Annotated in this window: 22 protein-coding genes; 14 read left to right on the forward strand and 8 right to left on the reverse strand. The window is 68.0% G+C overall.

The window, feature by feature from the left end:
• The first annotated feature begins 187 nt into the window (after window positions 1–187).
• Both AC5P60_RS16165 and AC5P60_RS16170 read left to right on the forward strand, forming a co-directional pair.
• The gene (locus AC5P60_RS16165) at window positions 188–2,914 is read left to right on the forward strand and encodes a TonB-dependent receptor plug domain-containing protein (RefSeq protein ID WP_483693260.1); all 2,727 of its coding nucleotides are present in this window, start codon (window positions 188–190) and stop codon (window positions 2,912–2,914) included.
• A gap of 110 nt (window positions 2,915–3,024) precedes the next feature.
• Window positions 3,025–3,651 carry a hypothetical protein gene (locus tag AC5P60_RS16170; RefSeq protein WP_049452782.1) on the forward strand — a complete coding sequence of 209 codons (627 nt, stop codon included), beginning with the start codon at window positions 3,025–3,027 and terminating at the stop codon, window positions 3,649–3,651.
• A gap of 29 nt (window positions 3,652–3,680) precedes the next feature.
• Here the strand turns inward: AC5P60_RS16170 and AC5P60_RS16175 are convergent, their stop codons facing one another.
• Complete coding sequence (locus tag AC5P60_RS16175) at window positions 3,681–4,322, reverse strand: hypothetical protein (RefSeq protein ID WP_049452765.1); 642 nt, start codon at window positions 4,320–4,322, stop codon at window positions 3,681–3,683.
• 182 nt (window positions 4,323–4,504) lie between these two features.
• Between AC5P60_RS16175 and AC5P60_RS16180 the strand changes: the two genes are divergently transcribed.
• Window positions 4,505–5,665, forward strand: coding sequence for an amidohydrolase family protein (locus AC5P60_RS16180; RefSeq protein WP_483693259.1), 1,161 nt, complete (start codon window positions 4,505–4,507; stop codon window positions 5,663–5,665).
• A 78-nt stretch (window positions 5,666–5,743) separates the two neighbouring features.
• Here the strand turns inward: AC5P60_RS16180 and AC5P60_RS16185 are convergent, their stop codons facing one another.
• Window positions 5,744–6,181 (reverse strand): DUF3806 domain-containing protein, encoded by a 438-nt coding sequence (locus AC5P60_RS16185; RefSeq protein ID WP_483693258.1) that lies wholly within the window; start codon window positions 6,179–6,181, stop codon window positions 5,744–5,746.
• 132 nt (window positions 6,182–6,313) lie between these two features.
• Complete coding sequence (locus AC5P60_RS16190) at window positions 6,314–7,195, reverse strand: LysR substrate-binding domain-containing protein (protein ID WP_033833894.1); 882 nt, start codon at window positions 7,193–7,195, stop codon at window positions 6,314–6,316.
• A 122-nt stretch (window positions 7,196–7,317) separates the two neighbouring features.
• On the opposite strand from AC5P60_RS16190, the gene AC5P60_RS16195 reads away from it, so the two are divergent.
• The gene (locus AC5P60_RS16195; RefSeq protein WP_111109146.1) at window positions 7,318–8,019 is read left to right on the forward strand and encodes an ankyrin repeat domain-containing protein; all 702 of its coding nucleotides are present in this window, start codon (window positions 7,318–7,320) and stop codon (window positions 8,017–8,019) included.
• Between the two features lie 51 nt (window positions 8,020–8,070).
• On the forward strand, window positions 8,071–9,528 hold the full coding sequence (locus AC5P60_RS16200; protein WP_483693257.1) for an amidohydrolase family protein: 1,458 nt from the start codon (window positions 8,071–8,073) through the stop codon (window positions 9,526–9,528).
• 93 nt (window positions 9,529–9,621) lie between these two features.
• Here the strand turns inward: AC5P60_RS16200 and AC5P60_RS16205 are convergent, their stop codons facing one another.
• Window positions 9,622–10,551 carry a LysR family transcriptional regulator gene (locus AC5P60_RS16205; protein ID WP_483693256.1) on the reverse strand — a complete coding sequence of 310 codons (930 nt, stop codon included), beginning with the start codon at window positions 10,549–10,551 and terminating at the stop codon, window positions 9,622–9,624.
• 93 nt (window positions 10,552–10,644) lie between these two features.
• On the opposite strand from AC5P60_RS16205, the gene AC5P60_RS16210 reads away from it, so the two are divergent.
• Window positions 10,645–11,838, forward strand: a complete 1,194-nt coding sequence (locus AC5P60_RS16210; protein ID WP_483693255.1) for an MFS transporter — start codon at window positions 10,645–10,647, stop codon at window positions 11,836–11,838.
• Window positions 11,839–12,464: 626 nt separating this feature from the next.
• Here AC5P60_RS16210 and AC5P60_RS16215 read toward each other — a convergent pair.
• Window positions 12,465–13,118 (reverse strand): response regulator, encoded by a 654-nt coding sequence (locus AC5P60_RS16215; protein WP_005413756.1) that lies wholly within the window; start codon window positions 13,116–13,118, stop codon window positions 12,465–12,467.
• Window positions 13,111–16,140: a sensor histidine kinase gene (locus AC5P60_RS16220; RefSeq protein ID WP_049402835.1), complete on the reverse strand. Its 3,030-nt coding sequence runs from the start codon at window positions 16,138–16,140 to the stop codon at window positions 13,111–13,113. Before AC5P60_RS16220 ends, AC5P60_RS16215 begins: the two co-directional genes overlap by 8 nt.
• A gap of 96 nt (window positions 16,141–16,236) precedes the next feature.
• Here AC5P60_RS16220 and AC5P60_RS16225 point away from each other — a divergent pair, with 96 nt between their 5' ends.
• From AC5P60_RS16225 to AC5P60_RS16255, 7 genes are all read left to right on the forward strand, one after another.
• Window positions 16,237–16,569 carry a hypothetical protein gene (locus AC5P60_RS16225; RefSeq protein ID WP_005410012.1) on the forward strand — a complete coding sequence of 111 codons (333 nt, stop codon included), beginning with the start codon at window positions 16,237–16,239 and terminating at the stop codon, window positions 16,567–16,569.
• A 50-nt stretch (window positions 16,570–16,619) separates the two neighbouring features.
• Window positions 16,620–17,063, forward strand: a complete 444-nt coding sequence (locus tag AC5P60_RS16230; protein WP_049402833.1) for a helix-turn-helix transcriptional regulator — start codon at window positions 16,620–16,622, stop codon at window positions 17,061–17,063.
• The gene (locus AC5P60_RS16235) at window positions 17,060–17,716 is read left to right on the forward strand and encodes a hydrolase (protein ID WP_012480558.1); all 657 of its coding nucleotides are present in this window, start codon (window positions 17,060–17,062) and stop codon (window positions 17,714–17,716) included. The genes AC5P60_RS16230 and AC5P60_RS16235 overlap by 4 nt, the downstream gene beginning before the upstream one ends.
• 2 nt (window positions 17,717–17,718) lie before the next feature.
• On the forward strand, window positions 17,719–18,144 hold the full coding sequence (locus AC5P60_RS16240) for a DoxX family protein (RefSeq protein WP_088437066.1): 426 nt from the start codon (window positions 17,719–17,721) through the stop codon (window positions 18,142–18,144).
• 119 nt (window positions 18,145–18,263) lie between these two features.
• Window positions 18,264–20,111 (forward strand): amidohydrolase, encoded by a 1,848-nt coding sequence (locus tag AC5P60_RS16245; RefSeq protein WP_483693277.1) that lies wholly within the window; start codon window positions 18,264–18,266, stop codon window positions 20,109–20,111.
• Window positions 20,090–21,373 (forward strand): alginate export family protein, encoded by a 1,284-nt coding sequence (locus AC5P60_RS16250; protein ID WP_495201775.1) that lies wholly within the window; start codon window positions 20,090–20,092, stop codon window positions 21,371–21,373. The genes AC5P60_RS16245 and AC5P60_RS16250 overlap by 22 nt, the downstream gene beginning before the upstream one ends.
• Entirely contained in the window at window positions 21,367–23,013 is a 1,647-nt protein-coding gene (locus AC5P60_RS16255; protein ID WP_483693253.1) for an MFS transporter, read from the forward strand. The genes AC5P60_RS16250 and AC5P60_RS16255 overlap by 7 nt, the downstream gene beginning before the upstream one ends.
• A 325-nt stretch (window positions 23,014–23,338) precedes the next feature.
• On the opposite strand, the gene AC5P60_RS16260 is transcribed toward AC5P60_RS16255, so the two are convergent.
• Window positions 23,339–24,163 (reverse strand): alpha/beta fold hydrolase, encoded by an 825-nt coding sequence (locus AC5P60_RS16260; protein WP_005410005.1) that lies wholly within the window; start codon window positions 24,161–24,163, stop codon window positions 23,339–23,341.
• Window positions 24,164–24,349: 186 nt separating this feature from the next.
• Here AC5P60_RS16260 and AC5P60_RS16265 point away from each other — a divergent pair, with 186 nt between their 5' ends.
• Window positions 24,350–24,745 carry a hypothetical protein gene (locus AC5P60_RS16265; RefSeq protein ID WP_024958102.1) on the forward strand — a complete coding sequence of 132 codons (396 nt, stop codon included), beginning with the start codon at window positions 24,350–24,352 and terminating at the stop codon, window positions 24,743–24,745.
• Between the two features lie 69 nt (window positions 24,746–24,814).
• Here the strand turns inward: AC5P60_RS16265 and AC5P60_RS16270 are convergent, their stop codons facing one another.
• Window positions 24,815–25,525: a DUF2968 domain-containing protein gene (locus AC5P60_RS16270; protein ID WP_049404146.1), complete on the reverse strand. Its 711-nt coding sequence runs from the start codon at window positions 25,523–25,525 to the stop codon at window positions 24,815–24,817.
• Between the last annotated feature and the right edge of the window lie 20 nt (window positions 25,526–25,545).

Here is a 25,545-nt window from a genome sequence, read left to right on the forward strand (position 1 = left end):
AGACCATTCAAAAGATTGCAAAAACGCGACGATCACCGGGCGGAGCCTGATTCGGTTCAGGCATAAGTCCATCAGGGCTGGTCATTTCCGTTGAAACCATCCATTCAGGACACTTTCGTTACGGGATCGTTATGCGCCGCGCAGGCCTCCGGTCCCATACCACCCGTCCAACTCCCCCAGGAAGCCCATGTCTGCCTCCCACAAGGCGCTGCGCCCGCGTCCGCTGGTGCTCGCGCTGTCGTCCCTGATGCTGGTGTCGTCGCCGGCCTTCGCGCAGGAAAGCGCACCCACCTCATTGCAGGAAGTGAAGGTCACCGGCTCGCGCATTCCGCGCGCCAGTGTCGAAGGGCCGTCGCCGGTGACCGTGATCAGCCGCGAGCAGATCGACGCGCAGGGCTACCGCAACGCGTTCGACGCGCTGAGCGCCCTGACTGAAAACACCGGCAACGTGCAGGGGGAGGACTTCGGCAACACCTTCACCCCGGCCGCCAACACCATCAACCTGCGCGGGCTGGGCCCGAACCGCACGCTGGTGCTGGTCAACGGCCGCCGCCAGGCCGACTACCCGCTGGCCTACGAGGGCTCGGTGAACGTGGTCAACCTGGCCAACATTCCCAGTGCGCTGATTGAGCGCATCGAGGTCTTGGCGGCCGGTGCGTCGGCGGTGTATGGCTCCGACGCCATCGCCGGCGTGGTCAACATCATCCTCAAGGACCGCTTTGAGGGTGTGGACGTGAACGTGCGGGCCGGCGGCACCCAGCAGGGCGGTGGCGACAACCAGCGCGCGCAGGTGGTTGGTGGCAGTTCCGGCGAGCGCTGGGATGCGCTGTTCGGCTTCGAGTTCGATGTGCGCAAGGCGATCCATGCGCGCCAGCGCGATTTCATGGACTCGCTGGATGATGACCCGGCTGGCAAGGCGCCGCAGGCGACCGCGATCGCGTATCGCCGCAACGCCGCGACCGGTCGCAACATCGATCCGGGCGCCAATGGCTGCGACGCGGCGTCGGATATCTATGGCGGCAGCGTGTTCCGTGCCTTCAACCCGCGCCAGGGCTGGTATTGCGGCAGCAACGAGGCCGCCGCCAGCTACTGGACGGTGCAGACCGAGAAGCGCAACCTCAACGGCTACGGCCTGCTGACCTTCCACGTCAACGAGACCACCGACCTGTTCGCCGATCTGGCCGTGGGCAGCGCACGCATCACCAACAACACCCGTGCGCCCACCTGGACCTCGGCCCGCAACTACTTCTACAACCAGACCACCGGCAACCTGGAAAGCTGGTACCGCCGGTTTGCGCCCGAGGAAATCGGTGGCCTGCCGCGCAATGCCAACCGCTTCCTGGAAAACTCGTGGTCATTCAACGTCGGCGCGCGCGGCCAGATCGGCGACAGTGGCTGGGACTATGAGGCGGTCTACAGCCGTTCGCGTTACGAGAACCGCACCCGCCGCCCGGTGCTGCTGGCCGGTATCAACGAATACCTGCTGGGCCCGAAGCTGGGCGTGCGCAATGGCGTAGAGGTCTATGCGCCGGATCCCGCGCGCCTGTTCCAGCCGCTGAGCCCGAACGAGTACCAGAGCCTGTCCGGCTACCAGGAGAGCCGCAACGCGGCGTGGCTGCAGACCGTCAGCGCCAGCGTCAACGGCCGGCTGTTCGCACTGCCCGGTGGCGACGCTGCGCTGGCCGCGGTGGTCGAAGCTGGCAACCAGGGCTATCGCAATCGACCGGACCCGCGACTGGGCACCGGTGAATTCTGGAACACCAGCGCCGGTATTGGTGCCGGTGGCGAGCGCGACCGCTATGCTGCCGGCGTGGAGCTGCAGCTGCCGTTGCTGCAGTCGCTGACCACCACCCTGGCCGGGCGCTATGACCAGTACCGAGCCGGTGGTGAGCACATCGGCAAGGCGACCTGGAGCTTCGGCGTCGAGTTCCGCCCGATCGAGAGCCTGCTGATCCGTGGTACCGCTGCCACCAGCTTCCGGGCGCCGGACATGAACTACGTGTTCGCGACCGAGACGCGTGGTTACAACCCGGGCATGACTGATTACTGGCGCTGCCGCACCGCAGGCCAGTCGTATGACAACTGCGACTACAACGGCCTGTCGATCGATTACAGCAACCGTGCCAACCCGCAGCTGCAGCCGGAATCGGCCAAGTCGTATGGCTTCGGCGTGGTCTGGTCGCCGCTGGCTGGCCTGGATTTCAGTGCCGATTACTACGACATCCGCATCGACAACGAGGTGACCAGCCTCGATACCAGCCGCATCCTGCGCGACGAAGCCGATTGCCGGTTGGGCAAGACGCTGGGCGGCGAAGCGCGTGACATCGGCTCACCGCTGTGCCGGGACGCGCTGTCGCGTGTGATCCGCAACCCGTCCAATGCAACCGTGCAGCCGGACCAGGTGACCCGTGTGCTGATCAACCCGATCAACGCCGCCTCTGAATCGGTTCGCGGCCTGGACCTGAAGGGCAACTGGCGTTTCGATGCCGGTCGCTATGGCCGCTTCACCACGCGCCTGGCCTACACCGTGGTGCTGGAGCACAAATACCGGCAGTTCTCCGATGATCCGGAGCGTGACATCCGCAATTCGCTGGATGACTACCAGTGGCGCAGCAAGGCCAACGGCAGCATCACCTGGAACCAGGGTGACTGGACCACTACGCTGTACGGCAACCGCTTCGGCTCGCTGCCGAAGACCGATGGCAGTGGCCGCATCGCGCCGTACATGACCTACAACGCCAGCGTGTTCCGCCAGTTCGGCGAGAACCTGTCGGTGGGCGTGATCGTCAACAACCTGCGTGACAGCCGCCCGCCGGCGGACAAGAACGGTGGCGGCTGGCCGTTCTACCCGGTCGGCAACTACGACCCGTATGGCCGCCAGTACTGGGTGCAGCTGGACTACCGGTTCCGCTGATCCCGGGGGCGAACGAAAGGCCCGGCATTGCCGGGCTTTTCTTTGTGCAGTGCATCCGTGCTGCAGTCGCGCACGTGGCATGCTGTGGCGATACACGGAGGATGATGCGCATGGATGTCAGGAGGTGGGGTGTGATTGCCGTGCTGGCCATTGCAGGTTGCAGTGGCAGGCAGGCGGCCAGCGTGGAGGATGCCGCGGAGGTGGCCAATGCCGCGCCTGCGCCGTCCCTTTCCAACCCCGCGACCGATGCTGTATCAGCGCGCGTGCCAACGGCATCGAGTACCACGACGGCTGCCCCTGGGCTCGCGCAACCGGAGGGTCACTTCCTCGAGGGCGAGCGCATGCTGCTGAACGAGGGTGCGGTGTCCGCACAGAAGAGCGAGGCGGTGCTGGGTTCCGACAAGGCCTTCGCGCAGGTGATCAGCCAGTTCGAGCGCGATGCAGCCGGTCACCCGGAAGTGCAGGACCTGACCCGGCTCTACAGGACGGCCGCGACCCGGCTCATCGGCAACGACGGCACGCTGGCGTCTTTCGCCTGTGGCTACAGCCTGTGTGTTGGCGAGATCCGAAGCCGGACCGATGAGGATTTCAGTGCCTGGTCCGAGGCGATCGGCATGGACAAGGCGGCCCCGGTCTACAGCCTTACCACCGCGCCGATGACATGGGGCAGGGACCAGCGCGGTGGGCGTTTCGTGTTCTCGGTGGACCCGGCCGCCAACGGCATCGCGGGCCCGTAGCACCGGCGGATGACCGGCGCCACGGCGCGTTACGGAAGCGCCTGCAGCAGGTATGACTCGATGACGTAGCTGAAAGGCTGCTGCTGGCGGTCGCGCAGCAGGGCGCGCACTTCAAGGATCACGCCGCGGTCGCCTTCGCCCCGCGGCGGCCAGAACGTCTGGTCGGCCAAGGTCTGGCGCTGGAAACCGAGCGGGCCGACCACGCGACCGAACGGTTCATCGGTGCTGTCCAGCACCTGGTTCATGGCCGGGCTGAGGTGGCCAGGCAGGTACCAGTTGTCGGCCTCGGACAGTACGCGGCTACCGCAGACCAGCTGCACGCGCCGATAGCGCAGGTCGGTACCCGGCTTCACGCCCAGCGCCTGCAGTACGTCGGCCGGGGCCGGCTTGTCGTGACCGTGTACGCGCACTGCACGCACCCGCGCCTGTTCGGCCAGGCCGTGCTCGGCGCACCAGTGTTCCAGCGTGGCAGTGGCGCTCTGCCCGGACAGCACGCGCTGGTGCAGGCGCTCGACCAGTGCAGCCGGGGCAATGCGCTGCTGGCCCGGCGGTGACTGCAGCGGCGCGGCAGCCGCTGCATCGGTGGCGGACAGGCTGGCGATCGGGGCGGCGGCAAGCAGGGACGCGGCCTGCCAGCGGCGGAGACGATCGTGGCGGTCGGACGGGCCCATGCGGCATCACAGCGGAAACAGGCGCCCATGTTACCCGTTCAGGGGTGTGCACGGCGTGGCTGCGACCGGTTGTCGCAGGGCAGTCATCGTTCTGGTGAATGCGTGCCATCCAGATATTTCGTTGGCCGATGGCTGCGGCGAGGCGCACGATGGCGCCATTCTTGGCATTCCGGGAGTTCCCGATGACCCTCCAGTTCGTCCATGGCGGTGTCGACCGCGACGGTGCGCCACTGCATTTCCATATCCGTGATGGCCGCATCAGCGGGCTCAATGGCGAGGCCACGCCCGTCGAAGGGGCGGAATGCGTCGACCTGCAGGGCTTCGCGGTGCTGCCCGGGCTGATCGACGGCCACATTCACCTCGACAAGAGCTTCGTCGGCGACCGTTGGCACCCGCACCAGCCGGTGAACAGCCTGCGTGAGCGGCTGGCGGTGGAGAAGGCGGCGGTGGCGGGTGCGGCACCGATGGTGGACCGTGCCGAGGCGCTGATCCGCCAATGCAGTGCTTTCGGTACGGTGGCGATGCGCTGTCATGTCGATATCGACGGCAGCACCGGTCTCGGCCATCTCGAAGCGGTGCGCGAGGCGGCACTGCGCTGCGCCGACATCATGCGGATCCAGCTGGTGGCGTTTCCGCAGGCCGGGGTGATGTCCTGTCCCGGCACCGCCGCCGTACTGGAGCAGGCGCTTGCCGCGGGCGTGGAGGTGCTCGGCGGCATCGACCCGACCACGCTCGATGGTGATGCCGAAGGCCAGCTGGCGCTGCTGTTCGGCCTGGCCGAGCGTTACGGCGTGCAGCTGGACATCCATCTGCACGAGCCCGGCCAAACCGGCCTGGCCCAGCTGCTGCGCATCGCCGCGCGGACGCGGGCCGCCGGCCTGCAGGGGCGGGTTGCGGTCAGCCATGCCTATTCGCTGGGCGAAGTGCCGCTGGCGCGCGCGCTGCAGGTGGGCGAAGCACTGGCCACGGCGGGTGTGGCGATCATGAGCAACGCGCCGGGCGATCATCCGTTCCCGCCGCTGCGCGCGCTGCATGATGCCGGTGTGCGCGTGTTCGCAGGCAATGACAACATCCGCGACTGCTGGTGGCCGTATGGCAATGGGGACCTGCTGCAGCGCGCGATGTTGCTGGGCTACCGTTCCGGGTTCTACACCGACGCCGACCTGATGCTGGCGCTGGACATGGTCACCACCCACGCCGCGCAGGTGATCGGCCTGCCGCAGCATGGCATTGCCGAAGGCCGGCCGGCGACGTTCGTGGCCGTGCGTGCCGAGCACGGCCCGGCCGCCGTGGCCGGAGTGCCGGTGGAGCGCCGCGTGATGGTCGACGGCCGCTGGCTGTAGATCCACGTCATGGCGTGGATGGCACCATCGCGTGGTCTCATTCATCCACGCATGGCGTGGATCTACCCCGATGTGCCGTCAGGCGTAATCGTCGGCGCGGGTGGCGACGAATTCCTCAAGCCACGCAAGCAGGTGGGCGATGTCGATGATCTCGCCCTGCTCGGCGCGCTTGAGCAGCAGCGTGCTGGCGCCGATCTGCAGGCTGCTGTTGGCATAACGCAGCACCGCGTCGATGCCCCAGGCATCGGTGACCTGCATCCAGGCCAGGCCCGGCACGCGCTGGGCCAGGGTGTCACCGAATGCCACGCCCAGCGCTTCCCAGCCATCGCAGTCGGCACGATCGATCAGCTCGGCATCGACCACGCGCTGCAGTGTGCTGGCCGCCAGCGGCCACTGCACCGGCAACGTCGGGAAGCCGGCCGCCACGCGCGTGGCGATCAGCGAACGCTGGTGCTGCAGATGCGTCTGCAGGGCAGCGGGCAGGGGATCGAAGCGGGTGGGGATTTCGTCGGACATGGCAGGGCGCCGTGGGGCACGGAAACAACCGGCACTCTACGGGGCGATTGTCGCCCGCTATACGGCCGGAGTGACCATGTTTCGATGCGTGATGCGCGAAAGGCATCCACGCATGGCGTGGATCTACCGTGGTCAGTCCGGTTCGCGTTGCACCTGCCGCCACAGCTCGCTGGCCAGTGCGCGCACGGCATCATCGGCGTCCGCGCGATGCAGCAGGCCGATCTCGTAGTTGTCGATAACCGGCAGCTCGCGCTCTCCATCGATGATGCGGTGCTCGCGGCTGACCGCGCGGCGCGGCAGCAGGCTGATGCCGATGCCATCGGCCACCGCGCCCTGGATGCCGCTCAGCGACGAGCTGGTGAAGGCGATGCGCCAGCGCAGGCCCAGCGCTTCCACGGCATGGATCATCTCGTCGCGGTACAGCCCGCGCGGGGGGAAGGTGACCAGCGGCAGCGGGTCCTGCTGCAGGCAGCTGCTGCGCAGGCTGTCGATCCAGTGCATCGGCTCGCGCCGGCAATGCACCGCCTGGCGGCTGTTGCGGCGTTGCTTGACCAGCACCAGGTCCAGCTCGCCGTGGTCGAAGCCCTGCGCCAGATCGCGGCTGAGGCCGCTGCTGATCTCCAGCTTCACCTGCGGGTGGCGACGGCTGAAGGCGGCCAGCATACGCGTGGTCTGTGCGTTGACGAAGTCCTCGGGAACACCGATGCGGACCGCGGTCTCCACCGTTGCACCGGCCAGCGCCTGCGCCATTTCCTCGTTCAGGTCGAGCATGCGCCGCGCGTAGCCGAGCAGGGTGTGGCCGGCATCAGTGGGGTGCACGTCGCGATGGCCGCGTTCAAGCAGGCGATGCCCGGCCAGTTCCTCCAGCCGGCGCACCTTCTGGCTGACCGTGGACTGGGTCGAATGCAGGCGCGTGGCCGCCGTGGTGAAGCTGCCGCAGTCGGCCACCATCACCAGCGCCCGCAGCAGGTCCAGTTCGAACAGGGTTCTATTCGATTTGGCACTGTCTTGCATTTGAACATTTCACTTCTGGATACCCGGGCCGACTTCTACCATGCAGGGCAGGGGCCGGCAACGCCCGGCTGTTGCTACCGTCGCACGGCGTTCCGTGGCGACGGACATGAGGAGACACTGTCATGCGCGTCCATCATTCCGCTGGCTGGCCTGCGCCGTTCACGCGCGTGCTGCTGTTGTGCCTGCTGGCCATGGTCACCCCCGCCTGCACCGCCACGTCCAGGGCCGACGCAGACGCGCGCCTGCAGGATGCTGCCAGCCGCGGCGACGCCGATGCGGTGCGACAGGCGATCGAGGATGGCGCCACGCTGGAGGCGCGCGATGGCCAGGGCCGCACCGCGCTGCTGCTGGCCACGCATGGCAACAACGTGGATGCCGCGCGTGAGCTGATCGAGGCCGGGGCAGACGTCAACGCCAAGGACGCTTTGCAGGACAGCGCCTACCTGTACGCCGGTGCGCGCGGCCTGGACGAGATCCTGGCGATGACCCTGGCGCATGGCGCCGATCTGCGCAGCACCAACCGCTATGGCGGCACCGCGCTGATTCCGGCCGCCGAGCGCGGTCACGTCGCCACTGTGCGCACGCTGCTGCGGGCCGGTGTGGCGGTGGACCATGTCAACCGGCTGCACTGGACCGCGCTGCTGGAAGCGATCCTGCTTGGCGATGGCGGTGCGCGCCAGGTGCAGATCGTGCAGCTGCTGCTGGAGGCCGGTGCCGACCCGGAGCTTGCCGACGGCGACGGCGTGACGCCGCTGGCGCACGCGCGCCAGCGCGGCTATACCGGAATTGAGACCCTGCTGCGCCAGCACGGCGCGGTGCGTTGAATGCAAACCCCTTCCACCCGCACGCTGGGCGTGCCCATCAGGATGCTGTCCATGTTCCGTTCCCGTCCGTTGTCCCTTGCCATCCTCCTTGCGGTAGCACCGCTGTCGGCGTCTGCCGCCGAGCGCGCCGACCTGCTGATCCGCAATGCCACCGTGGTCGATGTCGAGCACGCCAGCACGCTGGCCGGGCAGAGCGTGGTGATCCGTGGCGAGGACATCGTCGCCGTCGGCCCGGACGCGCAGCTGCGAAGCCAATGGAGTGCGGCCCGCCAGATCGATGCCAAGGGCAAGTACCTGATTCCGGGCCTGTGGGACATGCACGTGCACTTCGGTGGTGGTCCGGCGCTGATCGAAGAGAACAAGGCGCTGCTGCCGTTGTACATCGCGCACGGCATCACCACCGTGCGTGACTGCTCCGGCGACCTGCCCGAGCAGGTGCTGCAGTGGCGCGGCGAGATCGCCAAGGGCACGCTGTTCGGCCCGCGCCTGCTCAGCTCCGGTGCGAAGATCGAAGGCATCAAGCCGGTCTGGAAGGGCACGATCGAAGTGGGCAGCGAGGCCGACGCCGACAAGGCGATCGCCCGCCTGCAGCATGACAAGGTCGATTTCGTGAAGATCACCGACAGCACGCTGAAGCCGGAACTGTTCCTGTACTCGGCCAGCGCTGCGCGAAAGGCCGGCTTCAAAGCCTCGGGGCATATTCCGATGGCACTGACCGTGGAGCAGGCGGTCGATGCCGGCCTGGCTTCGATCGAGCATCTGGACTACGCATTCAAGGCCGGCAGCAAGGATGAAGCGCAGATCGCCGCCGACTTCGGCGCAGGCCGCATCGACCGTGCCGAAGCCAACCGGCGCCTCGACGCCAGCTTCGACCGTGACACTGCGATGCATGCCTACCGTGATTTCGCAAAGCGCGGCGTATTCGTGACCCCGACCCTCAACGGTGGCCGCATCCTCGACTTCCTTGACCAGGATGACCACGCCAACGATCCGTACCTGGCCTACATCGGCCCTGGCCTGCGCGCGACCTACCAGTGGCGCGTGGACCGCGCAGCCAAGGCCACGCCGGCGCAGATTGAAGCGCGCCACGCGCAGTACCACCAGGTGGCCGCGGTGCTGCCGCTGCTGCAGGAGGCGGGCGTGACGATCATCGCCGGTACTGATGCGGGCTTCCTCAATTCGTTCAACTTCCCGGGCATCGCGCTGCACCAGGAACTGCAGCTGTTCGTGAAGGAAGGCCTGACCGCGCCGCAGGCGCTGTCCGCCGCAACCCGTTCCGGTCCGGCCTGGTTCGGCCAGATGGACCGCTACGGTGGTGTCGCACAGGGCAAGGCCGCCGATCTGGTGCTGCTGACCGCCAACCCGCTGCAGGACATCGCCGCCACCGGGAAGATCGACAGCGTGATCCTGCGTGGCAGCGTGTATGACCGCGCTGCGCTGGACAAGATGTTGGCTGATACCAAGGCCAAGGTGGCGGCGTGGAATGCCGAGGCGGCGAAGACGCAGTGACCGACAGGGTCAGAGCCCTTCCCGGTGGGAAGGGATCCGACCCTATGGGGTTGGACGGCATCCACGCCATGCGTGGATGACGCGGCCGCTGGCCTAACGCGGTGCCGGCCGCATTCCATGAAGTTGCGGCAGTGCGGCCTTCATCGCATCGATGAAGGCGCGCAGCCGCGGCGGCTGCTGGCGCGCAGCAGGAAACACGACATGCACCGGCAGTGCCGGCGCCTGCCAGTCCGGCAGCAGCTGTACCAGCCGCCCCTGTGCGAGATCGTCGGCTACCAGCCAGGCCGAGACCACCGCTGCGCCCAGCCCAGCGCGTGCGGCCTGCTGCACCACGAACAGGTTGTCGCTGAGCAGGCGTGGGCTGATCGACAGCGTATGCGCGCGGCCCTGTGCGTCATGCAGCAGCAGGCGTTCGCGGTAGTAGGTGACCAGTGAGATCCATGGCAGTGCCTGTGCCTGTTCCGGTGTGCTGATCGCGGTGGACTGCACCAGCGACGGCGCTGCCACGACGATGCGCGGCACTTCGGCCAGCGGCAGTGCGACCATGCGCGGTTCGTCGACCGGTCCCACCCGCACCGCGCAGTCGATGCCTTCTGCGATGAAGTCCGGGCGCCTATCTTCCAGGATCCACTCCAGGCTCAGCTGCGGGTGCTGGGCCAGGAATGCCAGCATGGTCGGCAGCAGCTGCGCCTGGCCGAACGCGTGCGGCACCATCACCCGCAGGCGTCCGCGCAGCGTTTCCGGTTCGCCGTGCAGTTCGGCCTGCAGCGACTCCCATTCGTCGACCACGCGTTGCGCATGGCGCTGGCAGCGCAGCCCATCTTCGGTCAGCTGCAGGCCGTGGGTGGAGCGCTGCAGCAGGCGCAGGCCGAGCTGTCGCTCCAGGGCCTGCAGGCGTCGGCTGACTGTCGGCTGGGTGGTGCCCAGCTGCACGGCCGCGGCAGACAGACTGCCGGCATCGACGATGCGCAGGAAGGTGCGCAGCAGATCCAGGCGATCCGCACCGGTTGCGAGGTCATGCATGCGTATGGCGTATGAAGAATATGTAATGAAGCCTACTACAGACGTTTGGCGAATACCGGCAGGATACGCCCACTTTCTCCACCGGACTCCCCCATGTCTACCCCTTCGCTATCCGTCGCCGCCGCACCCGCGACCGCACCCTCCACCCCGCTGGTGCTGGCAATGGCGGCCGGCGCCGGCTTCTCGGTCGCCTCGCTGTACTACAGCCAGCCGATGCTGGGCCTGATCGCCCAGGACCTCGGCGCAGGCGAGCGCGCCGCCGGCCTGGTACCGACCCTGACCCAGCTCGGCTATGCACTGGGCATCCTGCTGCTGGCACCGCTGGGCGACCGCTTCGACCGCCGCACCTTGATCCTGTTGAAGTCCGCGCTGCTGGCACTGGCACTGGGCGCCGCAGCGATGGCCGGGCACCTGCCGGGGCTGCTGATGGCCAGCCTGCTGGTCGGGCTGATGGCCACGCTGGCGCAGGACATCGTGCCCGCCGCTGCGGTGCTGGCGCCGGATGCACAGCGTGGCCAGATCGTCGGCCGGGTGATGACCGGCCTGCTGCTCGGCATCCTGCTGTCGCGCGTGGTCAGTGGCGTGGTGGCTGAAGCATGGGGTTGGCGCACGCAGTTCGTGCTGGCCGCGGTATCGGTGGCGGCGATGGGCGCGCTGATGGCGCGTGCGCTGCCGCGTTTCGCACCGACCAGCACGCTGCGCTATCTGGCGTTGCTGGGCTCATTGCTGGCGTTGTGGCGCGAGCAGCCGCAGCTGCGCCGTGCGGTGGCCAGCCAGGCGCTGCTGGCGGTGGGTTTCAGTGCATTCTGGTCGACGCTGGCGCTGATGCTGCATGCTCGTCTGGGCCTGGGCAGTGCGGCGGCGGGTGCGTTCGGTATCGCCGGTGCGGCCGGCGCACTGGCTGCGCCGTTTGCAGGACGTTTCGCCGATCGCCTGGGTTGCCACGCGGTGGCGCGGCTGGCGATCGCAGTGGCGCTGCTGGGTTTCGGGCTGCTGCTGGCCGAAGCCTGGTTGCCGGCCGCTGCGCTGCTGCCGCTGCTGGTGGTGAGTGCGCTGCTGTTCGACTTCGGTTTCCAGTCGGCGCTGGTGGCGCACCAGACGCTGGTCTATGGCCTGGTGCCGCCGGCCCGCAGCCGCCTCAATGCGCTGCTGTTCACGGGTATGTTCATTGGCATGGCCGCCGGTGGCGCGTTGGGCAGCCTGGCGCTGGCACAGTGGGGGTGGCACGGCGTGGCCTGGCTGGCGGTGGTGTGTGCGGGCGGCAGCCTGCTTCTACGTTTGAAGTAAGGGGTGGTGTTCGGCAGGGCTTGCAGCTCTGCACCTGCTGGAGGCAACAGCAACGGCGGGGTTTCTGTAGGTGGGCGGGGTGGGTCCGGTTGCGGGGGACGCCGTAAACCCCGCTTCGCGGTCCGGCCCAGCCGCTGGCGGCTGTGCGTTCGGGCGCTTGCGAAGCAGTGCTTCGCAAGCAAAGCGCCCTCACCCATCGGGGCTTGGCCGCGGCATCCATGCCTCGGACACCCCCGCAACCGGACCCACCCCGCCTTCGACAGTTTCCTGCGGTCTGTTGGAACGGCTCTTGGGGTCAGATCCGTTTTCCGGAGGAAAACGGATCTGACCCCTGATTGATTTCGATATCTGACCGCTTTCAGCCACGCGTGGCGTGGATCTAGCGTGTCGACCAAGGTCGACACCTACCAACAGCCATCGGAATCTGTCAGAGGTGGGGCGGTGTCGGAGTGCGGGGTGTCCGCGGCATGGATGCCGCGGCCAAGCCCCCAAGGATGGGTTCACGGCGTCCCCGCACTCCGACACCGCCCCGCCATCTCACGGAAAGCCCGCTTTTGCTGTTGAGGTTGCCGGCCCGCGGCCGGCACTACCGTGGGTGCAGGGCCGCAGGCCCTGCCGAACACTCCCTAATCGTGGCCGCTGTCGTCCAGGCTGATGATGCCGCGCCGCAGCGCCTGGGTCACCGCGTGCGTGCGATCGCCCACGCCCAGCTTGTCCATCAGGCTCTTCATGTGCGCCTTCACCGTCTGCTCGGAAATCTGCATGCGCTCGCCGATGCGCTTGTTCGACAGGCCACCGGCCACGTGCCGCAGTACTTCGGTCTCGCGCGGCGACAACCGGTCTTCCACCACATGCGCGGCGATGCTCGCCGCCACCGCTGGTGGAATCGGCGCGCGCCGGCCGCCCGCAACCATGCGGATCGTGTCGACCAGCTCGTGGCGCAGCATGTCCTTCAGCAGGTAGGCGCTGGCGCCGGCCTGCAACGCCCGCACCGCACGTACGTCACCGCGGTAGGTGGTCAGCACGATGATGCGCGCGCGCGGGTCCATCGCGCGGATCCGCACGATGGCTTCCACACCATCCAGGCGGGGCATCTGCAGGTCCATCAGCACCACGTCCGGCTGCAGCTGCTGGTAGCGTGCGATGGCTTCCTCGCCGTCGGCGGCTTCACCGAGCAGGCGCAGATCGGGTTGTGCGCCCAGCAGGGCGGCCAGGCCGTCACGCAGCAGCGGGTGGTCGTCGACCACCAGTACGCCGATCGGGGCAGGGGTTTCAGTCATGGCTCGTTCTACTCCAGGGCCAGCGCCAACGCGATGGGCGGCGGTGATACAGGCGACGGGCGGGAACCGCCAGCGCGACCTCGGTGCCCAGCCCGGGGCGGGTCCACAGCTGCAGTTCCGCGCCGAGGCGCTGGGCGCGCTCACGCATGCCCTGCAGGCCCCAATGGCCATGGCCGGCGTTCTCGTCGGCGATGCCCACGCCATCATCGCGCACGTGTAGAAGGAAGCACCGCGTGCCGTAGGACAGCTCCACTTCGATGGCGCTGGCATTGGCATGGCGCAGCGCATTGCGGATCGCCTCGCGTCCGATCAGGAACACTTCCTCGGCGGCATCGGCCTGCAGTGGTGGGGGGCTGCCTTCCACGGTCAGGCGCAGCGGATTGGTGCCGTGCCCGGCATACTCGGCGTGCACATCGGCCAGTGCCGAAGCGAGGTCGCGACCCGCGAACGGCCCCTCGCGCAGCGCATTGACCCGCTCGCGGCCCTCGGCCAGGTTGCGCTCGGCCAGCTGCATTGCCGACTCCAGCTGGCTGCGCACCGGCTCGGGGGTCTGGGGTGACTGGCTGATCGCATGCAGGCGCAGGATCAGGCCTTGGCTGCCCTGCAGCAGGGTGTCGTGCAGGTCGCGCGCGATGCGTTCGCGTTCGCCATTGCGTTCCTGCAGGCGCGCACGAAACAGCGCGGCCAGCTGCCCGCTGCGGATGCGTACCGCCAGCACCAGTAGTGCGAGCACGGCGGCGGTGCACAGCAGTTTGAACCACACGGTCTGGATGAAGGTAGGCGCGATGCGGAAGCTGCGGCTGGCCGGTGCAGTGCTCCAGATGCCGTCCTCGTTGGCCGCTTCCACCTCGAACCGGTAGTTGCCTGGCGCGAGGTTGGTGTAATACGCGCGGGTGCTGCTGCCCGCGTCCTGCCAGCCATCGTCAACGCCGGACAGGCGATAGCGATAGCGGTTGCGTTCCGGGCGTGCCAGCGACAGCGCCACGTAGTCGATCTGCAGCTGGCTGGTGCCGGCCGGCAGGCGCAGGCCGTCCCGCAGTGGTTGCTGTTCGCTGCCATGCAGCACGTCGCCGATGCGCACGCTGGGAGCCATCGCATTGACGTGCGACCGGGTGGTGTCCAGCCAGGCCAGGCCCTGGTTGGTGGCCAGCCATAGCAGGCCGTCGTCGGCCAGCACGGCGGTGGGGATCGGTCCGCTCTGCAGGGCGATGCCCGGCATGCCATCCACCGCATCGAACAGGCGTGGCGTCACCGGCTGCCCGGTACGCAGCGCCCGCCGCAACTGATCGCTCCCCAACCGGACCAGGCCACGACTGCCATTGAGCCACAGGTGACCGTGCGCATCGGCAACCATGCCGGTGATGCCCTCCAGCACGCCGGCCATGTCGGTGTTGACCGGCATGAAGCGGCCATTGCCGAGGCGGGCGGCCAGCCCGGCCTCACCGGCCACCAGCAACAGGTCCTGGTGGTGCAGCAGCGCGGTGACCGGGCCGACCAACAGCCCGTGGTTGGCATCGAAGGTTTCGATGCGGGTCGCGCCCATGCTGCGCAGCCGGCCGTCGGCATAGCCGAGCAGCAGCTGGCCATTGGCATCCAGCGCCAGTGATGAGCAGGCCTGTTCGGGCAGGCGCGTTTCGCGCTGCCACTGGCCGTGCAGATAGTGCAGCACGCCACGTTCACCGGTGCAGACCCAGGCCTGGTCGTCATCGGCGAACAGCAGGGCATGCAGCGGTTGCCCGGTGAAGGGCTCGGGCAGCGGAATCAGCGTGGTGTGGCCGGCCACCGTGCGTGCCAGGTTGACCCAGTCGAACTGCCAGATCGGCGTGGGCGCCCGGCGCGCGGCCGCCTGCAGTTGTGCGGCGCTGCCTTCCAGCAGTGGCCGGCGCAGGTCGTACGGCTTGAGGTCCTCGCCGTAGCCGTACACACGCCCATCGCTGGCCCGCACCAGCGAGCGATAGGGATCACTGGGGCCGACCGCCAGCGTGTGCACGCTGCGCACGCGGAAGCGGTTGAGGCCCAGATTGGTGCCGACCCAGAGATTGCCTTCGCGGTCGGCGATGATCGGCACGGCCGAGGTGGCGGTCAGCCCGTGCGGCGAATCGAAACGCTCCATGCGCACGGCGCGGCTGCCGTCGAACGTGACCCGGGCCACACCGCCATGCGGGCTCATCGTGGCCCATAACGCGCCGTCGGCAGTGAACTGCAGGCGTGCGGCGACCAGGTCCGGCAGGCGTCGCGCTTCGCGTTCGCTGTCTGGCAGCAGGCCCTGCGCATTGGCCAGCGGCGAGGTGCCGCGCACACGGTCGGCCAGCCAGACTTCGCCCTGGGGGCTCTCGGTCAGCGTCGCCATCTGGGATACAGCAATGCCGGTGTCCTCGAAACGCGGTTGGCCTGCAGGACGCATCCAGATCCTGAGGTTGGCCAGTACCCAGAAGGTGCCACGGCTGTCGTGCAGCACCCATTGAACGCGGTGTTCCGGAACGCCCGTGTCTGCGGGCAGCGGCTGCCAGCGCTGGCCATCGAACTCGCGCAGCCCTCCATTGATGGCTGCCCACATGCGGCCGTCGCGGTCCTGGCTGAAGTGCGGTACCACGCCAACCGGCACGCCCTGGCCGCGGCCGTAGTTGTACAGCTGGCCGCGCGCGAACTGGCTGATGCCTGCCTGGAAGTAGCCGATCCACAGTGCGCCATCGGCGCTGTGTTCCAACGTGACCATGTTGGTGGACGGGTAGCGGGTGCCAGCCGGTGGCGCCTGCCGTTCGAAGCGACGTCCGTCGAATCGGTACAGGCCCGAACCGGTAGCCAACCACAACAGGCCGTCACGGTCCTGGCTGATGTCCCAGATGTCACCGGGTGCACCCTGGCCGACCCGCCAGGCGGTGTGCTCGTAGCCGGGCAACCCGCTGCTCACGGCCGGCCGCTGCACGGCGAGGGCGGGCAGGGCGGTCCACAGCAGCAGGCACGCCAGCAGCGCCGGCAGGCGACGCAGGAACGGGAAGGGGCGGCGGTGCATGGCGCGCATTCTGGCAGGTGCGGGGCAGCCGCGGGTGACCCGAACGGGGTAGGCGCCTGGTGCCGTGGTCGGCTATCACGCCGGCATGTCCTGTGGAGTCCGGCCATGCAGCGCCTGTTCGTGATGTTCCCCGACCGCGGGCCGGGCATCGGCCTGCTGTGGCTGCGGCTGTGCGTGGCCGCTGCATTGTGCACGCCGGGCACGCACGCGGGCTGGCTGTCGGCGCTATGCCTGCTGGCGGTGGTGATGCTTGCACTGGGCGTCTTGACGCCGCTGGCGGTAGTGCCGGCAACACTGGGCCTGTATGCACAGGCACTGCCGTGGCCACTGGTGGTGTTGCCGCTGGCCTTGCTGGCGCTGGGCCCTGGCGCCTATTCACTCGATGCGCGGTTGTTCGGGCGCCGCCTGCTCGGCCGTCGGCCTCCCCCATTCGGGTAGGTGCTGGCCTCGACCGACGGGGGTAGGGCATCACGCAGGGGTCACGCACCATGGGGCATCTCTTCGCGGCGTCCCGCATGGCCACCATCCTTCCGCCTGATCCGCCCGCCGCTTCACTGGCGCCGCAGCAGGTCGCCGCATTGCAGCGTGCATTGCGCTATGTCGATGAACACCTGTCACAGCCGCTGCGGGTCACCGAACTGGCGGCCGTCGCCTGCGTCAGTCGCTTCCATCTGGTCCGCCTGTTCCGCAGCGGTACCGGCGCCAGCCCGCTGCGCTATGTACGCCGTCGCCGTATCGAACGTGCGCGCCAGTTGTTGTCGGCCCAGCACTTGCCGATGTCCTGCCTGGCGCAGCAGCTCGGCTTCTTCGACCAGAGCCATTTCGTCCGCAGCTTCCGCGCCGAGACCGGCTGCAGCCCCGGCCAGTACCTGGCCGGCGATGCGGCCCTGTTGCTTCCCCCTGATCGTGTTTCCAACGGAGTCCACCCATGAGCCTTGCCACCGCCACGCCCGCCCCGGCCCTGTTGTCGCCCACCGACCATGCCCTGGTGCTGATCGACTTCCAGTCACAGATGGCATTCGCTACCCACACCATCGACATCTCCGCGCTGCGCAACAACGTGTCGTTGATCAGCAAGGGTGCCAAGGGCTTCAATGTGCCGGTGGTGCTGACCACGGTTGCAGAAGCGTCGTTCTCCGGCCCGATGTTCCCGGAACTGCCGCAGATCTTCCCAGGCCAGCCGGTGTTCGACCGCACCTCGATGAATACCTGGGAAGACCGGGCGGTGATCGACGAGATCAACCGCATCGGCAAGCGCCGCCTGGTGCTTGCCGGCCTCTGGACCAGCGTCTGCATCGTCGGGCCGGCGCTGTCGGCGCTGGCGCAGGGTTTCGAGGTCTACGTGATCACCGATGCCTGCGGCGATGTCAGCGAAGAAGCGCACGAGCGTGCGATCACCCGCATGGTGCAGGCCGGCGCGGTGCCGATGACCAGCGTGCAGTACCTGCTCGAACTGCAGCGCGACTGGGCACGCGGTGAAACCTACGACCTGACCACCGGCATTGCCCGCGACCATGCCGGCGGCTACGGCATCGGCATCCAGTACGCCAAGCGCATGTTCGGCGCGCAGGAAGGCGGGCACTGAGCATGCTGGCTGGCCATGGCCTCGACCTGGCCCTGCTGATGCTGCGCGTGGCGGCAGGAGGCTTCCTGCTGCCGCACGCACTGGGCAAGCTGTTCGGCTGGTTCGGTGGACCGGGGCTGTCCGGCTTCGCTACCGAGCTGCGCGGCTTCGGGCTGCCAGCGGTGGCACCGTTGCCGCTGTTTCTGGCCCTGCTGCAGGTGCTGTCCGGGCTGGCCGTGCTGCTGGGATGGCAGACCCGCATCGCCGCGCTTGCAGCGGCCGCCTTCATCGGCTTCACCGTCCTGTTGGCCCTGCCCAGGGGCTGGTTCTGGATGCGCGGTGGCAGTGAGTACCCGTTGATGTGGACCACGGTACTGCTGGCCATCGCGCTGGCCGGGCCCGGCACCTGGGCACTGGACGTCCACCGTCTTCCGGGAGACCTCGCATGAGTCACGATCCCCTCGATCACGGCCGCCGCAACGTGCTGCTGGCCAGCGGCGCCGCTGTTGCGCTCGGTCTGGCCGGCCGTGCCGGTGCCGCACTCGATTCCACTTCCAAGGAGCGTCGCATGAGCACGCTGGTCATCCGCAATGCCCGCATCACCACCCTCGACCCGCAGCAGCCGCATGCGCAGGCGCTGGCCGTGCAGGAAGGCCGCATCGTCGCCGTCGGCAGCGACGAGGAGATCATGCGTGGCTGGGGCAACGAAGCGACCTTGATCGACGCCCAGGGCCGGCGCCTGTTGCCCGGCCTCAACGACAGCCACACCCACCTGATCCGCGGCGGCCTGAACTACAACCTGGAACTGCGCTGGGATGGCCTGCGCTCGCTGGGCGACGCCCTGGACATGCTGAAGGCCCAGGTCGACCGCACGCCCGCGCCGCAGTGGGTACGCGTGGTCGGTGGCTTCACTGCCGCGCAGTTCAACGAGAAGCGCCTGCCGACCCTGCAGGAGCTCAACGACATCGCGCCGGATACACCGGTGTTCCTGCTGCACCTGTATGACCGCGCACTCCTCAACCGTGCCGCGCTGCGCGCCTGCGGCTACACCAAGGACACGCCGGATCCGCCGGGCGGGCAGATCGTGCGCGATTCGCTGGGCAACCCGACCGGGCTGCTGCTGGCCAAGCCGAATGCGTTGATCCTGTACGCGACGCTGGCCAAGGGACCGCGCCTGCCGATCGAGTACCAGGCGAACTCGACGCGCCACTTCATGCGCGAACTGAACCGGCTTGGCATCACCTCGGTGATCGACGCCGGCGGTGGCTTCCAGAACTATCCCGAGGATTACCAGGTCATCGAGCAGCTGCACCGCGATGACCAGCTGACGGTGCGCATTGCCTACAACCTGTTCACCCAGAACAAGGGCAGGGAAGTGGACGACTTCCGTGGCTGGAGCGAGATCCTGCAGCCGCGCCAGGGCGATGACCTGCTGCGCCACAACGGTGCCGGCGAGATGCTGGTGTTCTCAGCGGCCGACTTTGAACTGTTCAACGAGCCCCGCCCGGAACTGCCGCCGGAGCTTGAGCCCGAACTGCACGACGTGGTGAAGCTGCTGGTCGAGAAGCGCTGGCCGTTCCGCATCCACGCCACCTACGACGAGAGCATCACCCGCATCCTGGATGTGTACGAACAGGTCAACCGCGAGGTGCCGTTCGATGGCCTGCACTGGTTCATCGACCACGCCGAGACCATCACCCCACGCAACATCGAGCGCATCCGTGCGCTGGGCGGCGGCATCGCCGTGCAGCACCGCATGGCCTACCAGGGCGAAGCCTTCGTCGAGCGCTATGGCGTGCAGGCCGCGCGGCACACGCCGCCGGTCAAGCGCATGCTGGCCGAAGGCGTGCCGGTCGGTGCCGGTACCGACGCCACCCGCGTGGCCAGTTACAACCCGTGGGTGGCGTTGTCCTGGCTGGTGACCGGGCGCACCGTGGGTGGGCTGGCCCTGTATGGCGAGGAAAACCTGCTTGAACGCGAGCGGGCCCTGCGCCTGTGGACCCAGGGCAGCGCCTGGTTCTCCGGCGACGAGGCGGTGAAGGGCACGCTGAAAGCTGGCCAATTGGCCGACTTCATCCTGCTCTCGGCCGATTTCTTCCGCGTCGACGACGCGCAAATTGCCGACATCACCAGCCTGCTGACCGTCGTCGGCGGCCGCATCGTGCATGCAGATGCCGACTATGCAGGGCTGGCGCCGCAGCTGCCGCCGGCGATGCCGGACTGGTCGCCGGTCAACCGGTTCGGTGGCTACCACGTCGGCGATGCGGCCACCGGGTTGGCCACCACCCATCGCCGCCATCACGGCGTGGCCTGCAGTACCCACGGTGCGCACGGGCATGCCGCGCAGCACGCGGCGCCGACCAATGACCTGACCGCGTTCTGGGGCGCGATGGGATGCTCGTGCTTCGCGTTCTGAGCCTGGCGCTGCTGGCCGTGCCATCGCTGGCGCTGGCCTGCGAGGGTGGCCACTGCACTGATGCCGGTGACGGCCAATTGCAGTGGGATGCCTCACTGCGCGTGCGTGGCCTGTACTACGACCCGACCCGGTTCGGTATTGGTGGCAGCGAAGATGGCCATGGCCTGCTGCGTGCGCTGGCCTCGGCCACCTATGTGGAGGACCGCTGGCAGGCAAAGCTGCAGCTGGGCGTGCATGCTGAGAATGGCAGGGCCGGCGGACCCGGCCGCACCGACCGCAGCGCGTTGGACGTGCAGCAGGCGTATTGGCGCTGGCAGCGCGGCGGCTTCCACCTGCAACTCGGTCGGCAGGAAGCCGGCTACGGAAGCTCACGACTGTTGTCGGTGCGCGATGGGCCGAACATCCGCCTGGCCTTCGATGGTGCGCGCCTGGGCTGGAAGGGCCGCCTCGGCACGCTTGATCTGATGGCACTGCGACCGGTGCAGAACCGGCCGGGTGCCTTTGATGATCGAGGGGAACACGGTGCCCACCTGTGGGGTGCCTACGCCACCACGGCACGCGGGCAGGGCGCGGGGCAGTGGGATCTGTATCTGCTGGACTACCGCCGCGAAGGCGCACGCTTCGCGGCGGGTTCCGGCATCGAGCGGCGGCAGACCTTGGGTGCGCGCTGGTTCGGCCAGGCCGGTGCACTGGACTGGAACAGCGAGCTGGTGGCGCAGGGCGGTGAACTGCGAACGGCCGTCGGCACGCTCGATATCCGCGCCTGGACGCTGGCCACGGATACGGGTTGGCGCTGGACGGACCTGCCGCTGCAGCCGCGTCTGGGGCTGAAGGCCGACATCGCCAGTGGCGATGGCAATCCGCGTGACGGCCGCCTGGGGACCTTCAATGCGCTGTTCCCGAAATCGGCCTACTTCAGCGACGCCAGCCTGCTGGCCCCGGCCAATCTGATGGACGTGCAGCCGACCCTGACCCTGCGCCTGCACGACGCGGTGACGACGGAGCTGGGCGTACAGATGGCCTGGAAGCATCGTCGCGCCGACGCGGTCTACACCACGCCGGCGCCGCTGGTGGCGTTGCCAGGCAGTGCCGGTGGCGCGCGCCGCATCGGTAATCAATACAAATCCGAAACCCGCTGGCAGGCCAGCGAACACTGGCAATGGCAGCTGCAGCTGGCCTGGGTCGATGCCGGTCCTGCACTGAAGCAGGCCGGCGGCCAGGACACGCTGTTCGCCTCGATCGTTGGAGCATGGCAATGGTGAACGCAAACGCGTCGCAACCCTCCGCACAGGCCGCAGGTGCCTGGTCCCCGCTGAAGATCCAGATGTTCCGTTCGATCTGGCTGGCAATCCTGGCCAGCAACATCGGCACCTGGGTCAACGACGTGGCCGCCGCCTGGGTGATGGCCGAACGCACCGGTTCGCCGCTGATGGTGGCGCTGGTGCAGTCGGCCACAACGGTACCGATCGTGCTGTTGGCACTGGCGGCCGGAACGCTGGCCGACATCGTCGATCGCCGCAGGTACCTGTTGGCGACCCAGGGCTGGATGCTGCTGGTGGCCGCAGTGATGGCGGCGCTGACTGCGATGGACATGCTGACTCCGCAGCTGCTGGTACTGCTGACCTTCTGCATGGGTTGCGGTGCAGCGATGGCAATGCCGGCGCAGGCCGCGATCGTCTCCGAGCTGGTGCCGCAGCCGATGCTGGCCTCGGCGGTGGCGCTGAACTCGATCGGCATCAACATCGCCCGCTCGATCGGCCCGGCCATTGGTGGCGTGATCGTGGCGCAGCTGGGTGCGGTGTGGGCGTTCGGCTTCAATGCCATCACCTTTGCCGCGATGCTGTTCGTGGTGTGGGGCTGGAAGCGTGATCCCAAGCAATCCAGCCTTCCGCCGGAAGGTTTCGGTGCCGGCTTGAAGGCGGGCCTGCGCTATGCCAGCCGCGCTGGACGCCTTCAGGCCGTGCTGATCAAGTCGGTGGGCTTCTTCTTCTTTGCTGCGGCGATGAATGCACTGCTGCCGGTGGTGGTGCGCGGCCAGATGCAGGGTGGGGCGGGGCAGTACGGCATGCTGCTGGGTTGCATCGGTATCGGTGCAGTGGGCGGGGCCTTGCTGCTGCCGAAGCTGCGCGCGCAGCTGGATCGCGACCTGCTGGTGCTGCTGGCCACGCTGTCGCTGGCGCTCAGCCTGGTCGGGCTGGCGCTGACCCGCAGCTGGTACGTGCTTCCGGTTGTGATGCTGGTCAATGGCTTCGCCTGGATCACCGTGCTATCGTCGCTGCAGATCGCCGCGCAGACGGCGGTGCCGGCATGGGTACGCGCGCGTGCGCTGGCGCTGTACATCATGGTGTTCTCGGCCGGCATGGCGACCGGTGGCCTGAGCTGGGGCGCGTTGGCGCAGCGCACCTCGCCGGAGCTGGCGTTGCTGGTGGCTGCCGCAGGTGCGGTGATCGGCGGACTGCTGGTGTGGCGCGTGCGGATTGCTGGCACCGAGGATCTGAACCTGCGTCCGGCCGGGCACTGGCCCGCACCCGAGCTGTCGGTGCCGGTGTCGAACGATCGCGGCCCGGTGCTGGTCACCATCGAGTACCGCATCGACGGTGCTGATCGTGCCGCGTTCCAGTCGCAGATGCGCGCGCTGGGCACGATCCGCCGCCGCGATGGCGCGGTGGTCTGGGGCGTGGTCGAGGACGTGGCCAGTCCAGGCATCCACCTGGAGTATTTCGTGACCCCGTCGTGGCTCGAGCACCTGCGCCAGCACGAACGCATCACCGCTGATGACAAGGCCATCCAGGAAGTGTTGCGGGAGCTGCATCGCGGTGATCGTGCACCCGTGGTGCGTCACTTCGTGGGCGGGCATGACCCGCTGCCTGCCGCCGTGCCGCATCACCACACCGACATCTGACCCGCCGGTGGTAGAGCCGGCCGCTGGCCGGCTGCGCGTGATCACGATGGGTGATGGGGTTGCCGGCCAGCGGCCGGCACTACCGAAGCAAAGGCGGTTGACCCGCCGGTGGTAGAGCCGGCCGCTGGCCGGCTGTGCGTGATCACGATGGATGATGGGGTTGCCGGCCAGCGGCCGGCACTACCGAAGCAGAGGCGTTTGACCCGCCGGTGGTAGAGCCGGCCGCTGGCCGGCTGCGCGTGATCACGATGGATGATCGGGTTGCCGGCCAGCGGCCGGCTCTACCGAAGGGGCGGCGGCACCGGTGCGGCGCCGCCGCGGTACATCAGCTGCGCGCGAACGCGAGCAGGTCGGCGTTGAACTGGTCGGCGTGGGTGACGGTCAGGCCATGCGGTGCACCGGCGTACACCTTCAGCTCGGCATCCTTGATGATCTGCGAGGACAGCTTCGCCGAGGCATCGAACGGGACGATCTGGTCGTCATCGCCGTGTACCACCAGCGCCGGCACGTCGATCTTCTTCAGGTCCTCGGTGTAGTCCACTTCCGAGAATTCGTGCACGCAGTCGTACTGGCCCTTGACGCCGCCGAGCATGCCCTGCAGCCAGAACGAATCACGCATGCCCTGGGTAACGGTATTGCCATCGCGGTTGGCACCGAAGAACGGTGTGGTCAGGTCCTTGAAGAACTGCGAGCGGTCACCGCCCGTGCCCTTGCGGATGCCGTCGAAGACGTCCAGCGGGGTACCGGCCGGATTGGCGTCGGTTTTCAGCATCAGCGGCGGCACGGCGCCGACCAGCACCACTTTTGACACGCGCTTGCTGCCGTGGCGGCCGATGTAGTGGGCCACTTCGCCGCCGCCGGTGGAATGACCGACCAGGATCGCGTCCTTCAGGTCCAGCGCCTCGATCACCGCGGCCAGGTCATCGGCGTAGGTGTCCATGTTGTTGCCATCCCAGGTCTGGCTCGAACGGCCGTGGCTGCGACGGTCGTGGGCGATCACGCGGAAGCCGTTCTGGCCCATGAACAGCATCTGCGGGTCCCAGGCATCGGACGACAGCGGCCAGCCGTGGGCGAACACGACCGGCTGGCCGGTACCCCAATCCTTGTAGAAAATGCGGGCGCCATCGGCGACGGTGACGTAATTGCTCATTGCGGGTTCCTTGGCGGAAGGGAGGGAAGGCACTGGCAGCGGTGCCGGTGCCTTCGGCAGTACATCGCAGTGCACATCGGACGGCTTGCACGGCTGTGCTGGATTGCCCGGACTGTGACGCGTATCGCTCTGGCATGAAGCGGCCACCGCACAGACGATGGCGGCAGCCTGGTCGAGGAGCTCGCGATGCCGAGAATGCGATGTAGCCCACTGTTGTGCCTGATGCTGGTCACGGCGGTTCATGCGCAGACCAACGTCTACAAATGCGTGGACGGGCCACATCCGGTCTATCAGCAGACACCCTGCCAGGGGCATGCGGAATGGCGCTGGGAGGTGCCCGAGGAGCAGTCGCTGTCACGCGGACCGGTGCCAAAGCCGGCCGGCGCGGGCAGCGCGGTGCCGGCGCGACCGCGCACCGTGCGCTCGGGGCGGCCGCAGGCCGCGCTGATACCCATCAGCACGGACCCCAGGGCCTGTGAGCGCGCACGACAGCGCCGCGGGGAGGTGCTGGCCAAGGCCAAGCGCCTGGACTTCGTACAGCGTCGGCAGCTCGACGACGCGGTGTACGACGCGTGCCGCTGAATCCGGTAATGATGGAAACGACAACGGCGCCCAAGGGCGCCGTCGTGCGGGACTACTGTGCGCTGGCCTTCAGCGCCCGTCGCTGGCGGCAGCCGGTGCCGGCGAGGGCACGCCTTCCGGCTTGGGCAGGCTCAGCTCCGGGTTGCCCTGTTCGGCCTGCAGGATCTGGATGCGGCGCTGCAGGGCATCCAGCTGGCTGTTGGTGCTCTGCACGTCGGTGCTGAGGCTGACTGCCTGCTGCTGCGCCTGCTGCAGGGCGGCGCTGACCTGGGCCGACTGCGCCTGCTGCTGTTCCATTTCCTGCTGCAGGGCGCGCAGGCGCTCCTCGTTGTAGGCCACCAGGCGCTCGGTGTAGCGCTTGCCGGCTTCCAGGCGGGTCGTATCGATGTAGACCTGCGCCAGCTGTTCCGATTGCTGGGCAAAGGTACGGTAGACGCGCTCGGCGTTGTCGACCGCATCTGTCTTGATCACCCGCCAGAAGTTCTTCTCCTGGAACAGGGCGACGTAGTAGGTCAGGGTGTTGGCGTTGAACAGCAGGCTGGCGCCATAGTTGCCGTTGTAGGTCGTGCGCAGCTCGGTCAGCTGGCGCGAATCCATCAGCTGCTTGAGCTCGTCAACGGTGTTGCGCACCACCGGCGCGCTGCGTGCGGCCGGCTCTGCTGCTTCGCGGTCGCCACGGGCAGCCATGGCCGCCGGTGCCACCAGCATCATGGCCACGGCCAGCAGTGCCGCGCCGCGCGCGTGCCGGGCGAAGACCGCGCCCCCTGAAGTTTCTCGCATGTCTAGACCATCCACGGATG

The organism is Stenotrophomonas sp. YJH_SMC_120 (assembly GCF_059368675.1).

What these genes read in the sequence shown, in the direction of transcription:
- AC5P60_RS16165 (WP_483693260.1), top strand. Translation starts at nt 188, where the DNA reads ATGTCTGCCTCCCACAAGGCGCTGCGCCCGCGTCCGCTGGTGCTCGCG.
- AC5P60_RS16170 (WP_049452782.1), top strand. Translation starts at nt 3,025, where the DNA reads ATGGATGTCAGGAGGTGGGGTGTGATTGCCGTGCTGGCCATTGCAGGT.
- AC5P60_RS16175 (WP_049452765.1), bottom strand. Translation starts at nt 4,322, where the DNA reads ATGGGCCCGTCCGACCGCCACGATCGTCTCCGCCGCTGGCAGGCCGCG.
- AC5P60_RS16180 (WP_483693259.1), top strand. Translation starts at nt 4,505, where the DNA reads ATGACCCTCCAGTTCGTCCATGGCGGTGTCGACCGCGACGGTGCGCCA.
- AC5P60_RS16185 (WP_483693258.1), bottom strand. Translation starts at nt 6,181, where the DNA reads ATGTCCGACGAAATCCCCACCCGCTTCGATCCCCTGCCCGCTGCCCTG.
- AC5P60_RS16190 (WP_033833894.1), bottom strand. Translation starts at nt 7,195, where the DNA reads ATGCAAGACAGTGCCAAATCGAATAGAACCCTGTTCGAACTGGACCTG.
- AC5P60_RS16195 (WP_111109146.1), top strand. Translation starts at nt 7,318, where the DNA reads ATGCGCGTCCATCATTCCGCTGGCTGGCCTGCGCCGTTCACGCGCGTG.
- AC5P60_RS16200 (WP_483693257.1), top strand. Translation starts at nt 8,071, where the DNA reads ATGTTCCGTTCCCGTCCGTTGTCCCTTGCCATCCTCCTTGCGGTAGCA.
- AC5P60_RS16205 (WP_483693256.1), bottom strand. Translation starts at nt 10,551, where the DNA reads ATGCATGACCTCGCAACCGGTGCGGATCGCCTGGATCTGCTGCGCACC.
- AC5P60_RS16210 (WP_483693255.1), top strand. Translation starts at nt 10,645, where the DNA reads ATGTCTACCCCTTCGCTATCCGTCGCCGCCGCACCCGCGACCGCACCC.
- AC5P60_RS16215 (WP_005413756.1), bottom strand. Translation starts at nt 13,118, where the DNA reads ATGACTGAAACCCCTGCCCCGATCGGCGTACTGGTGGTCGACGACCAC.
- AC5P60_RS16220 (WP_049402835.1), bottom strand. Translation starts at nt 16,140, where the DNA reads ATGCGCGCCATGCACCGCCGCCCCTTCCCGTTCCTGCGTCGCCTGCCG.
- AC5P60_RS16225 (WP_005410012.1), top strand. Translation starts at nt 16,237, where the DNA reads ATGCAGCGCCTGTTCGTGATGTTCCCCGACCGCGGGCCGGGCATCGGC.
- AC5P60_RS16230 (WP_049402833.1), top strand. Translation starts at nt 16,620, where the DNA reads ATGGGGCATCTCTTCGCGGCGTCCCGCATGGCCACCATCCTTCCGCCT.
- AC5P60_RS16235 (WP_012480558.1), top strand. Translation starts at nt 17,060, where the DNA reads ATGAGCCTTGCCACCGCCACGCCCGCCCCGGCCCTGTTGTCGCCCACC.
- AC5P60_RS16240 (WP_088437066.1), top strand. Translation starts at nt 17,719, where the DNA reads ATGCTGGCTGGCCATGGCCTCGACCTGGCCCTGCTGATGCTGCGCGTG.
- AC5P60_RS16245 (WP_483693277.1), top strand. Translation starts at nt 18,264, where the DNA reads ATGAGCACGCTGGTCATCCGCAATGCCCGCATCACCACCCTCGACCCG.
- AC5P60_RS16250 (WP_495201775.1), top strand. Translation starts at nt 20,090, where the DNA reads ATGCTCGTGCTTCGCGTTCTGAGCCTGGCGCTGCTGGCCGTGCCATCG.
- AC5P60_RS16255 (WP_483693253.1), top strand. Translation starts at nt 21,367, where the DNA reads ATGGTGAACGCAAACGCGTCGCAACCCTCCGCACAGGCCGCAGGTGCC.
- AC5P60_RS16260 (WP_005410005.1), bottom strand. Translation starts at nt 24,163, where the DNA reads ATGAGCAATTACGTCACCGTCGCCGATGGCGCCCGCATTTTCTACAAG.
- AC5P60_RS16265 (WP_024958102.1), top strand. Translation starts at nt 24,350, where the DNA reads ATGCCGAGAATGCGATGTAGCCCACTGTTGTGCCTGATGCTGGTCACG.
- AC5P60_RS16270 (WP_049404146.1), bottom strand. Translation starts at nt 25,525, where the DNA reads ATGCGAGAAACTTCAGGGGGCGCGGTCTTCGCCCGGCACGCGCGCGGC.